The sequence below is a fragment of the Mycobacterium sp. E2699 genome (assembly GCF_001666745.1).
In the GTDB taxonomy this organism is placed as follows: domain Bacteria; phylum Actinomycetota; class Actinomycetes; order Mycobacteriales; family Mycobacteriaceae; genus Mycobacterium.
Window position 1 is genome coordinate 1 of sequence record NZ_LZJH01000059.1, and the last position, 11,393, is coordinate 11,393.

Sequence of the window (11,393 nt, forward strand, 5' to 3'; positions counted from 1 at the left end):
GGGACGTTGACCGCCGTGGTCGGTCCGTCGGCGGCGAGCATTCGGCGCTGCTCGAACTGATCGTCGGCACCCGGGAGCCGTTGACGTACATGCCGCGGGGGCCGCTGTCGATGGCGACCCAGTGGCTGCCGGTGAACCGCAGCACCACGTCCGGCTGGGGCACCGGCGGTGGTGGGCCGCCACCCGGGCGCTGCAGCGGAACGTCGACGCCGCGGCCGTGGCCGACCAGCACGTCGCGCCCGGGGGCGAAGACGTACCGCGCCGGTCCGACCCATACGGTCAACGGGGCGGCCGGGTAGGCGGACGCCTCCATCCGAATCACCGCCCCCTTCCGTCACGGTCAGACCGAACAGACATCGATTCCAGTGTCTACCCGCTGGTGATCTTTCGTCACCGGGCCGTCGTCGTCACAGGGTATGGCGGCGCGGTGCCGACGCGGCGTTCTCGAGCAGCCGCCGCAGCACCCCGACCGCTTCCCTGAGCACCTCGCGGTCCCCGGGCTCGAGCAGGGCCAACTGCGGTTCGATCGCGGCGGCCCGGTCGGCCCGAACGGCGTTGAGGGTGCGGATCCCGTCGGCGGTGATGCGGATCCGGACCGCCCGGGCGTCCCCCGGATCGACGGTCCGGGTGACCAGGCCCGCATCCTCGAGCCGGCGTACCTGGGTGGTCATGGTCGGTTGCGAACAGTGATCGACGGAAGCCAGGTCGCCGATTCGGGCTTCGCCGTGGGCCTCGATGGTGGCCAGCAGCCTGGCCTGGGCCGCGGGCAGGGGCATCTGGATGCGCTGGGTGGCCAGCCGGTTGAGGCGGGCGACGACGGCGAGCAGGTCGGCCCCCAGGCCGGACTGCGGTGTGTTTGCGGCGTCAACGACATCGCTGTGGTTGGCGGCGGATGCATTCATACGTCCATGTTTGCATAGCTTTGCTAAGCGAGACGAGTCTCACACGCCCGGCGCCAAAGCCCCTGCGCATGGTGTGGCGCGGCGAGTAACTGCCGCGGCCTGGCAGAATCGATGAAGTGACCGCCCCTCGATCGTCCCCCGCGCGCCCTCGGGGCGGAGCGCTGCAACCGGTCGAATTGGCGCAGGCCTCCGTGATGGGGGCGTTGTGCGCGGTGATCGCGATCATCTCCGTGGCCGTCCCGTTCGCCGCGGGACTGGCCTTGCTGGGCACCGTGCCCACCGGGCTGCTGGCCTACCGTTACCGGCTTCGCGTCCTGGTGGCCGCGACGGTCGCCGCCGGGGTGATCGCCTTCCTCATCGCCGGGCTGGGCGGTCTCATGACCGTCGTCCATTGCGTCTACATCGGGGGGCTGACCGGATTCATCAAGCGCAAGCGCCGGGGCACACCGACCGTCATCGTGTCGTCTCTGATCGCCGGACTCGCCTTCGGCGCCGCGAACGTGGGCGCGCTGATGGTGATGACCCGGTTGCGGCACCTGATCTTCAAGGTGATGACCGCGGACGTGGACGGCACCGCCGCTTTCCTGACGCGGACGCACATGCAGGGCGCCGCCGCCGACCTGAAGCGGTATTTCGCCTTCGCGGTGCACTACTGGCAGTGGCTGGTGCTGCTCTATTACTGCATCGGGATCATGATCGTGTCGCTGATCGGCTGGTGGGCGCTGTCGCGACTGCTGGAGCGGATGCGCGGCATCCCCGATGTGCACAAGTTGGACGCCTGGGAGGGCAGCTCGAGCGAGCAGGGTTCCGTCGGGCCGGTTCCCGTGCGGTTCGACAAGGTGCGGTTCCGTTATCCCGGTTCCCGCCAGGACGCGCTGCGCGAGGTCAGCCTGGAACTGAACGTCGGCGAACACGTCGCGATCACGGGGCCCAACGGCTCCGGGAAGACCACGCTGATGCTGATCCTGGCCGGCCGGGAGCCGACGTCGGGCACCGTGCACCGCCCCGGCGCCGTAGGCCTGGGCAAGCTGGGCGGCACGGCCGTCGTCCTGCAGCATCCCGAAAGCCAGGTGCTGGGCACCCGGGTCGCCGACGACGTGGTCTGGGGTCTGCCGCCCGGCACCAAGATCGACGTGGAACGGTTGCTGACCGAGGTCGGCCTCGACGGGCTCGCCGAACGCGAAACCGGAAGCCTGTCCGGGGGCGAACTGCAGCGGCTGGCGCTGGCCGCGGCGCTGGCCCGCGAGCCGGCCCTGCTCATCGCCGACGAGGTCACCACCATGGTCGACCAGCAGGGCCGGGAAGCCTTGCTCCGCGTGTTGTCGGGGCTGACCAAGCGGCACCGCACTGCCCTGGTGCACATCACGCACTACAACAACGAGGCCGAATCAGCCGATCGCACAATCGATCTCAGCGAGTCGCCGGACAACGCGGGCATGGTCGAAACCGCGGTGGCGCCGACGGTGACCATGGGGGCCACCGCGGTCGGTAGCGGCGCGGACGCACCGGTGATCGAACTTGTCGGCGTCGGGCACGAATACGGCAGCGGCACCCCGTGGGCCAAGGCCGCGCTGCGCGACGTCAGCTTCTCCGTGGAGCAAGGCGACGGCGTACTGATCCACGGCGGCAACGGTTCGGGCAAATCGACGCTGGCGTGGATCATGGCCGGGCTGACCGTCCCGACCAGCGGCACCTGCCTCATCGACGGCCGGCCCACCCACGAGCAGGTCGGCACGGTCGCATTGTCGTTCCAGGCGGCGAGGCTCCAGCTGATGCGGCCCCGCGTCGACCTGGAAGTTGCTTCCGCCGCGGGCTTTTCGGCCCGCGAGCACGATCGCGTCGTGGCGGCGCTGGGCGTCGTGGGCCTGGATCCCACCCTGGCCAAGCGGCCGATCGACCAGCTCAGCGGGGGTCAGATGCGCCGGGTGGTGCTGGCCGGACTGCTGGCCCGTTCGCCGCGTGCCCTGATCCTCGACGAGCCGCTGGCCGGGTTGGACGCCGCCAGCCAGCGGGGCCTGCTGCGCCTGCTGGAGGACCTGCGCCGCGAGCGGGGGTTGACGGTGGTGGTCATCTCGCATGACTTCGTCGGGGTCGAGGATCTCTGCCCGCGCACCCTGCACCTGCGCAACGGCACCCTCGAAGCGGTACCCGCCGTGGCGGGGGGCATGGCGTGACCACAACCCCCGCCCCGTCCCGCGCCTCGACCCGGCGCCCCCCGCGTCCGGTGGTGCTGCTCGTTCCCGTGCCCGGAAGCTCGCCCATTCACGACCTGTGGGCGGGCACCAAACTTCTCGTCGTGTTCGGCGCTTCGGTGCTGCTGACGTTCTACCCCGGCTGGGTGACCATCGGGTTGGTGGCGGCGCTCGTGTTGGCGGCCGCCTGGATGGCGCACATCCCGCGCGGCGCGCTGCCGTCGGTACCGCGGTGGCTGTGGATCGTCATCGCCCTGGGAGGCATCACCGCCGCGCTGGCCGGCGGCACTCCCAAGATCCCGCTGGGCGGGCTCGAGATCGGGCTCGGGGGAGCCCTGAACTTCCTCCGCATCACCGCGCTGACGGTCGTCCTGCTCGCGCTCGGGGCCATGGTGTCGTGGACCACCAACGTCGCCGAAATAGGGCCAGCGCTGGCGACTTTGGGCCGGCCGCTGAAACTGTTGCGGATCCCGGTGGACGAGTGGTCGGTGGCTTTGGCGCTGGCCCTGCGCGCCTTCCCGATGCTGATCGACGAATTCCAGGTGCTCTACGCCGCCCGGCGGCTGCGGCCGAAACGCATCCCGCGAAGCCGCAAGGCCCGTCGCCGGCGGCACGCCCTGGAGCTGATCGACCTGCTGGCCGCCGCCATCACGGTGACCCTGCGGCGCGCCGACGAAGTGGGCGACGCGATCACCGCCCGCGGGGGCACCGGCCAACTGTCGGCCAACCCGGCGCGGCCCAAGCGGGCGGACTGGGTCGCGATGGCGATCGCCGTCGCGACCGGCGGCCTCGCGGTGGCGCTCGAGACGGCCTTTCACATCATGCCCTAGGCGGGGAAACCCGGTCACACACACGGTTTTCGCGTAGCTTGAGCGGGTGACCGACATTCGCCGCAGCCGGAACATCGCGGTCCGCCCCTTAGAGGTCTGGGACGTTCTCGCGGACTTCGGCTCCATCAGTTCGTGGGCCGGCAACGTCGACCACTCGTGCATCCTGTCCTCCGGCGCCGACGGGGCAGCGGTGGGCACCGCACGGCGGGTTCAGGTCAAACGCGACGCCCTCGTCGAGCGCATCACCGAGTTCGACCCGCCGCACGCGCTCGCCTACGACATCGAGGGCTTGCCCCGCCGCCTGCGTCGGGTGACCAACCGCTGGACGCTGGAAGCGGGTCCGGCCGGTTCCACCGTGGTGAGCCTGACCAGCACGGTGGAATTAGGTTCTGGTCCGGCCGAAGCCCTGGCCGAACGCGTCGTGTGTCGCTTTCTCGCGCGACAGTCCGACGTGATGCTCGCCGGGCTCGCGAACCGATTGGAGGCCGCCCGTGTCTGATCGTCCCGATGTGGTCGTCATCATGACCGACGAGGAGCGCGCGGTGCCGCCCTACGAGGCTCCCGACGTGCTCGCCTGGCGCGACCGAACGTTGGCCGGGCGCAAGTGGTTTGACGACCACGGCGTCAGCTTCGCGCGGCACTACACCGGTTCGCTGGCCTGCGTGCCGAGCCGCCCGACGATCTTCACCGGGCACTACCCCGACCTGCACGGGGTCACCCAGACCGACGGCATCGGGAAGACGGCCGACGATTCCCGCATGCGCTGGCTGCGCCGCGGCGAGGTGCCCACCCTGGGCAACTGGTTCCGCGCCGCTGGATACGACACGCACTACGACGGCAAGTGGCACATCTCGCACGCCGACCTCGTCGATCCGGCGACCGGCCGTTCCCTGCTGACCAACGACGACGACGGCGTCGTCGACTCCGCCGCGGTGCGGCGCTACCTCGACGCCGATCCGCTTGGGCCGTTCGGCTTTTCGGGATGGGTGGGCCCGGAGCCGCACGGAGCGCTGCTGGCCAACGCGGGCGTGCGCCGCGACCCCCTGATCGCCGACCGCGTCGTCGCGTGGCTCACCGACCGCTACGCCCGCCGCCGCGCCGGCGACCCCGCCGCGCTGCGCCCGTTCCTGTTGGTGGCCAGCTTCGTCAACCCCCACGACATCGTGCTGTTCCCCACGTGGGCGCGCCGAAGCCCGCTGCGGCCCTCGCCATTGGACCCGCCGCCGGTGCCGCCGGCGCCGACCGCCGCCGAGGACCTGTCGGCCAAGCCGGCCGCGCAGATCGCCTTCCGCGAGGCCTACTACTCGGGCTACGGCCCGGCGCCCGCGATCAGCTGGAGCTACGAACGCAACGCCCAGCGCTACCGTGACCTGTATTACCGCCTGCACGCCGAGGTGGACGGGCCGATCGACCGGGTCAGGCGGGCGGTCACCGAGGGCGGCTCGGGCGATGCGGTGCTGGTGCGCACGGCCGATCACGGGGATCTGCTCGGCGCCCACGGTGGGCTGCACCAGAAATGGTTCAACCTCTACGACGAGGCCACCCGCGTTCCGTTCGTGATCGCCCGCATCGGTGCGGGTGCCACGCGGCCCCGCGTCGTCACCGCGCCCACGTCGCACGTCGACCTGGTCCCAACCCTGCTGGGCGCCGCGGGGATTGACGTGGCCGCCGTCGCGTCCACACTCGCCGAGTTGTTCTCCGAAGTCCACGACATGCCGGGCCGCGACCTGATGCCGGTCGTCGACGGCGCGCCGGCCGACGAGGCGCGCGTGGTCTACCTGATGACCCGCGACAACATGCTCGAGGGCGACAGCGGCGCCTCGGGCCTGGCGCGCCGCCTCAAGCGAACCGTCAATCCGCCTGCGCCGCTGCGGATCCGGGTGCCCGCTTATGTGGGCTCGAACTTTGAGGGGTTGGTCGTGCGCGTCGACGAGACGGCCGCAGCGGGCGGCGCGGGGCACCTGTGGAAGCTGGTCCGCACCTTCGACGACCCGGCCACCTGGACCGAACCGGGCGTGCGCCACCTCGCCGCGAACGGGCTCGGCGGCGAGGCCTACCGCACGTCGCCGCTGGACGACCAGTGGGAGCTCTACGACCTGACTGCCGACCCGATCGAAGCCGACAACCGATGGACGGACCCGGATCTGCACGAGTTGCGCGGGCACCTACGGACGCGGCTCAAGCAGGCCCGGGCCAATTCCGTGCCGGAGCGAAACAACGCGTGGCCCTACGCATCTCGCCGCCCGCCGGCGCCGAAGCCGTCGCGGCTCAGGCGCCTGTTCGGGCTGTTCGCCCGCTGACGACGCGAGCGTAACCTGGCTGCGAAAGATCGGCCCGGAATTCGCAGTGTCGTTACGCTCGCGCGGCGGGACCGGCCGCTAGGTCCGCATCCGGTCGATGAGGTTCGACAGCACCACGATGCTCTCGCTGCGTTCGATGTCCGCGCTCGAGCGGATGCGCTCCAAGGCCGCCTCCAGGTGCCGCATGTCACGGGCGAGCACGTGCAGGATCGCATCGGAAGTTCCGGTGACCGTCGCCGCACTGACCACCTCGGGGATGTCCACCCAGGCGGCCCGCAGCCGATCGGGAGCGATGGTGCCGTGGCAGAACACCTGCACGTACGCCTCGGTGTTCCAGCCCAGCGCGCTGTAGTCGACGACGGTGGTGAAGCCCTTGATCACGCCGGTGTCGAGCATCCGGTCGACGCGCCGCTTCACCGCGGGCGCCGACAGGTTCACCCGCTGTCCGATTTCCGCGAAGGTGGCGCGCGCGTGCTGGGTCAACTCGGCGAGGATGCGCTCGTCGGTCTCATCGAGGCGGTCCATGCGCTCCTCCTTAACGAATCGCCGCACACCGGCTTGCCGCACAATAAATCAACTATAGACACGCAAGGAACGTCGTTTGCTTGTTCTAGGCGTCGCAAATACCGTTGATTTATGACGGATTCATACGTCCGCGCCCCGGCGCTCACCCAGCCCATCCGCGCGCCGCGGGCCCGCCGGTACGCGATGACTCCGCCGACGTTTTTCGCCGTCGAGTACGCGATCAACCCCTGGATGGACGTCACCACGCCCGTCGACGCCCACGTCGCGCAGGCGCAGTGGGAGGTCCTGCGGCAGACGTACCTGCGACTGGGCCACCACGTGGACGTGATCGAGCCGGTGCCCGGGCTCCCCGACATGGTCTACGCCGCCAACGGCGGGTTCCTCGCCCGCGACATCGCCCTGGTCGCCCGCTTCCGGTTCGCCCAGCGTGCCGGCGAAGCCCGGGCCTACGCCGGCTGGATGTCCTCCCTTGGCTACCGGCCCGTGTCGACCCGGCACGTCAACGAGGGGCAGGGCGATCTGCTGAGGGTCGGCGATACGGTGCTGGCGGGATACGGCTTTCGCACCGACCGGCGCGCGCACGCGGAAATCTCCGCGGCGCTGGGCATGCCGGTCGTCTCGCTGCAGCTCGTGGATCCGCGCTTCTATCACCTCGACACCGCGCTGGCCGTCCTCGACGATCGCACGATCGCTTTCTATCCGCCCGCGTTCAGCGCGGCCGCGCAGCAGCGACTGCGCGCGCTGTTTCCCGACGCGATCACGGTCGCAAGCGCCGACGCTTACGTGCTTGGGCTCAACGTCGTCTCCGACGGCCTGCACGTCGTGCTGCCCTCGGCCGCAACGGGTTTCGCCGCACAACTGCGGGCGGCCGGCTTCGAGCCGGTCGGCGTGGAGCTGTCCGAGCTGCTCAAGGGCGGCGGTTCCGTCAAGTGCTGCACATTGGAGGTATTCCCATGACGATCCTGGCCGACAGCGCAGCCGACGCCGCGATCGCGCTGGTGGAAAAGCATGCGGCGCACAACTATTCGCCGCTGCCGGTGGTCGCGGCCAGCGCCGAGGGCGCCTGGATCACCGATGTCGACGGACGCCGCTACCTGGACTGCCTGGCCGCCTACTCGGCGGTCAACTTCGGTCACCGCAACCCCGAGATCACCGCGACGGCGCACGCCCAACTCGACACCGTCACGCTGGTCAGCCGCGCGTTCCACTCCGACACCCTCGGCCCGTTCTGCGGGGCGCTGGCCCGGCTGTGCGGCAAGGACATGGTGCTGCCGATGAACTCGGGCGCCGAGGCAGTGGAGAGCGCCCTGAAGGTCGCCCGCAAATGGGGCGCCGAGGTCAAGGGCGTCCCCTCGGGCCGGGCGAACATCATCGTGGCCGACAACAACTTCCACGGCCGCACGATCAGCATCGTCAGCTTCTCCTCGGACCCGGCGGCCCGGGACGGGTTCGGTCCGTTCACCCCCGGGTTCCGCTCGGTGCCGTTCGGGCACGCCGCCGCGCTGGCCCGCGCGATCGACGAGAACACGGTGGCGGTGTTGATCGAGCCGATCCAGGGCGAGGCCGGCATCATCGTCCCGCCCGACAACTACCTGCCCACCGTCCGCGCGCTGTGCAGCGAGCACAACGTGCTGATGATCGCCGACGAGATCCAGTCGGGCCTGGCCCGCACCGGCTACACGTTCGCCTGCGACCGGTGGGGCGTCGTGCCCGACGTGTACCTGCTCGGCAAGGCGCTCGGCGGCGGCGTGGTCCCGCTGTCGGCGGTGGTCGCCGACAGCGACGTCCTCGGCGTGCTGCGTCCGGGTGAGCACGGCTCGACCTTCGGCGGCAACCCGCTGGCCGCCGCCATCGGCGCCACCGTGGTGTCCATGCTGGAGCGCGGCGAATTCCAGGCTCGGTCGGCCCAATTGGGGGAGCACCTGCACAGCCGCCTGCGGCAGCTGATCGGCAACGGCGTGCTGGCGGTGCGCGGCCTCGGCCTGTGGGCCGGCGTCGACATCGACCCGGCGCTGGGCAGCGGAAAGGACATCAGCCTGCGGTTGGCCCGCCGCGGCGTGCTGGTCAAGGACACCCACGGTTCGACGCTGCGGTTCGCGCCCCCACTGGTGGTCACCGATCAGGAGATCGACTGGGCGATTGACCAGTTCGCTGCGGCATTGCGGGAGGCATGCGCATAATCAGCTGATCCAAGCAACAGGGGGCACACTTGCCAGCCAGCTCGATCAGCCTGACGGAGCAGATGTTGCGGCGTCGTCCCGTCGCCGGAGCCCACGCCGCACGCGGGGCCGCCGACCACCTCAAGCGCAGCATCGGCACCTTCCAGCTGACCATGTTCGGCGTCGGCTCGACGATCGGCACGGGAATCTTCTTCGTCATGTCCCAGGCGGTGCCCGAGGCCGGCCCCGGGGTGATCGTCTCGTTCTTGATCGCCGGCATCGCCGCCGGGCTCGCGGCCATCTGCTACGCCGAATTGGGCGCCGCGGTGCCGGTTTCGGGTTCGTCGTACTCCTATGCGTACACCACGCTGGGCGAGGTCGTCGCGATGGGCGTGGCCGCGTGCCTGCTGCTGGAATACGGGGTGTCGACCGCCGCGGTCTCGGTCACCTGGAGCGGCTATCTCAACAAGCTGTTGAGCAACGTGTTCGGATTTCAGCTGCCGCATGCCTTGTCGGCGGCGCCGTGGGACGCGCAACCGGGCTATGTGAACGTGCCGGCGCTGATCCTGATCGTGATGTGCGCGCTGCTGCTGATCCGCGGGGCCAGCGAGTCGGCGAAGGTCAACACGATCATGGTGCTGACCAAGCTCGGCGTGCTGATCATGTTCGTGATCCTCGCGTTCACCGCCTTCGACGCCGGCCGGCTGGAGGACTTCGCCCCGTTCGGCGTCGCCGGCATCGGGTCGGCGGCCGGCACCATCTTCTTCTCCTACATCGGCCTGGACGCGGTGTCGACGGCGGGCGACGAGGTCAAGGACCCGCAGAAGACCATGCCCCGCGCCATACTCGCGGCGCTGGCCACGGTGACCACCGTGTACGTCCTCGTCGCGCTGGCCGCGCTCGGCACGCAGCCGTGGCGGGACTTCGCCGCCCAGCAGGAGGCGGGCCTGGCCACGATCCTCGACAAGGTCACGCACGGCGGCTGGGCCAGCACGATTCTGGCGGCCGGCGCGGTCATCTCCATCTTTTCGGTCACGCTGGTCACCATGTACGGCCAGACCCGCATCCTGTTCGCCATGGGCCGCGACGGGCTGCTGCCGGCGCGATTCGCCACGGTGAACGCGCAGACCATGACCCCGGTGAGCAACACGGTGATCGTCGCGCTGGCCGCGGGGAGCCTGGCGGCCTTCGTGCCGCTCGACAAGCTGACGGACATGGTGTCCATCGGCACGCTGACGGCGTTCATCGTCGTATCGGTCGGCGTGATCATCCTGCGTGTGCGCGAACCGGACCTGCCGCGAGCCTTCAAGGTGCCGGGTTATCCTGTCACGCCGGCCCTTTCGGTGCTGGCCTGCGGCTACATCCTGATCAGCCTGCACTGGTACACCTGGATCGCGTTCGCCGGGTGGATCTCCGTGGCGTTGATCTTCTACTTCGTCTGGGGCCGCCACCACAGCGCGCTCAACGAGAGCGAAGCGACGTGAGCGTCGTCGTCGGGTACCGGGCCGGCGAGGTCGGCCTGTCGGGGTTGCACCTGGCCGTCCGCGCCGCGCGGTCGCTCGGCACGTCGCTCGTGGTGGCGACCATCGTGCCCCAGCCTTGGCTGGCGCCGTCGTTCGCGCGCGTGGACGCCGAGTACCAGCAGTGGGCGGACAACCTGGCCGCGGACTCGGCGAACGAGGCCGCGCGTTTTCTCCGTGGCCTGTGTGACGGGATCGAGGTCGCCTACGTGGATCGAGCGCACCGGTCGGTGTCGGGTGGCCTGATCGAGGTGGTCGAGCAGGCCGGTGGCGAGGTGGTGGTGCTCGGGTCGCTGCCCAGTGGCGGACGCGGGCCGGCGGTGATCGGCACGACCGCCGACTGGCTGCTGCACGCGTCGCCCGTGCCGGTGGCGATCAGCCCGCGCGGATACCGCGCGCGCACAGGCGGATTGACGCGGCTCACCTGCGCCTACGCCGCCACGCCCGACTCGGTCGAGGTCGTGCGGCGGTGTTCCGAGACGGCGCGGCGGTTCGGGTTGCCGCTGCGGGTGGTGACCTTCGCCGTCCGCGGCAAAACGATGTACCCCCCCGAGGTGGGTTTGCATGCCGAGGACGAGATCCTCGAGGCTTGGGCGTCGCAGGCGCGGGCGCTACAGGCCGGCTTGAAAACCGACCGGGTGATCGCAGAAGACGTTGCGCTGGAGGTCGTCACCGGCCACGACTGGGGGGAGGCGCTGCGCAAGGTGGACTGGCAGGACGGCGAGATCCTCGCATTGGGCACCCGACCGCGCGACGAGATCCGCCGGGTGTTCCTGGGTTCGCGCAGCGCCAAGATCATTCGCGAGAGCCCGGTGCCGGTGCTGGTGCTGCCGGGCTAGCCTCGTCGAGGCTCGGCAACTGACCGCTTGGGAATCCTTGGACGCCGAAATCGACGTGAGCGTGCGACCTACTCGCGCGGATTCATACGGTCAACGCAACATCCACTGATTTTGGAGGTTGCTATG

At 70.1% G+C, this 11,393-nt stretch carries 10 protein-coding genes and 1 pseudogene; 8 read left to right on the forward strand and 3 right to left on the reverse strand.

Annotation, left to right across the window (positions count from 1 at the left end; genetic code table 11):
- A pseudogene (locus A5696_RS09370) lies at positions 1–313 on the reverse strand (hypothetical protein); the annotation flags it as partial.
- A 94-nt stretch (positions 314–407) separates the two neighbouring features.
- On the reverse strand, positions 408–902 hold the full coding sequence (locus A5696_RS09375) for a MarR family winged helix-turn-helix transcriptional regulator (protein WP_067876854.1): 495 nt from the start codon (positions 900–902) through the stop codon (positions 408–410).
- Positions 903–1,018: 116 nt separating this feature from the next.
- Between A5696_RS09375 and A5696_RS09380 the strand changes: the two genes are divergently transcribed.
- The 4 genes from A5696_RS09380 to A5696_RS09395 are packed head-to-tail and all read left to right on the forward strand — an operon-like array spanning position 1,019 to position 6,224.
- Positions 1,019–3,076 (forward strand): DUF2232 domain-containing protein, encoded by a 2,058-nt coding sequence (locus A5696_RS09380; RefSeq protein ID WP_197516931.1) that lies wholly within the window; start codon positions 1,019–1,021, stop codon positions 3,074–3,076.
- Positions 3,073–3,924, forward strand: coding sequence for an energy-coupling factor transporter transmembrane protein EcfT (locus A5696_RS09385; RefSeq protein ID WP_067876857.1), 852 nt, complete (start codon positions 3,073–3,075; stop codon positions 3,922–3,924). Before A5696_RS09380 ends, A5696_RS09385 begins: the two co-directional genes overlap by 4 nt.
- A gap of 46 nt (positions 3,925–3,970) precedes the next feature.
- The gene (locus A5696_RS09390; protein WP_067876859.1) at positions 3,971–4,423 is read left to right on the forward strand and encodes an SRPBCC family protein; all 453 of its coding nucleotides are present in this window, start codon (positions 3,971–3,973) and stop codon (positions 4,421–4,423) included.
- The gene (locus A5696_RS09395; protein ID WP_082968970.1) at positions 4,416–6,224 is read left to right on the forward strand and encodes a sulfatase-like hydrolase/transferase; all 1,809 of its coding nucleotides are present in this window, start codon (positions 4,416–4,418) and stop codon (positions 6,222–6,224) included. The genes A5696_RS09390 and A5696_RS09395 overlap by 8 nt, the downstream gene beginning before the upstream one ends.
- 78 nt (positions 6,225–6,302) lie before the next feature.
- Here the strand turns inward: A5696_RS09395 and A5696_RS09400 are convergent, their stop codons facing one another.
- Positions 6,303–6,749 carry an Lrp/AsnC family transcriptional regulator gene (locus A5696_RS09400; protein ID WP_067876863.1) on the reverse strand — a complete coding sequence of 149 codons (447 nt, stop codon included), beginning with the start codon at positions 6,747–6,749 and terminating at the stop codon, positions 6,303–6,305.
- Between the two features lie 111 nt (positions 6,750–6,860).
- On the opposite strand from A5696_RS09400, the gene ddaH reads away from it, so the two are divergent.
- The 4 genes from ddaH to A5696_RS09420 are packed head-to-tail and all read left to right on the forward strand — an operon-like array spanning position 6,861 to position 11,267.
- Positions 6,861–7,706, forward strand: coding sequence for a dimethylargininase (gene ddaH / locus A5696_RS09405; RefSeq protein ID WP_067876866.1), 846 nt, complete (start codon positions 6,861–6,863; stop codon positions 7,704–7,706).
- Positions 7,703–8,929 (forward strand): ornithine--oxo-acid transaminase, encoded by a 1,227-nt coding sequence (gene rocD, locus A5696_RS09410; RefSeq protein WP_067876869.1) that lies wholly within the window; start codon positions 7,703–7,705, stop codon positions 8,927–8,929. Before ddaH ends, rocD begins: the two co-directional genes overlap by 4 nt.
- Positions 8,930–8,958: 29 nt before the next feature.
- Positions 8,959–10,392 carry an amino acid permease gene (locus A5696_RS09415; RefSeq protein WP_067876870.1) on the forward strand — a complete coding sequence of 478 codons (1,434 nt, stop codon included), beginning with the start codon at positions 8,959–8,961 and terminating at the stop codon, positions 10,390–10,392.
- On the forward strand, positions 10,389–11,267 hold the full coding sequence (locus A5696_RS09420) for a universal stress protein (RefSeq protein WP_067876873.1): 879 nt from the start codon (positions 10,389–10,391) through the stop codon (positions 11,265–11,267). Before A5696_RS09415 ends, A5696_RS09420 begins: the two co-directional genes overlap by 4 nt.
- The last annotated feature ends 126 nt before the right edge of the window (positions 11,268–11,393 follow it).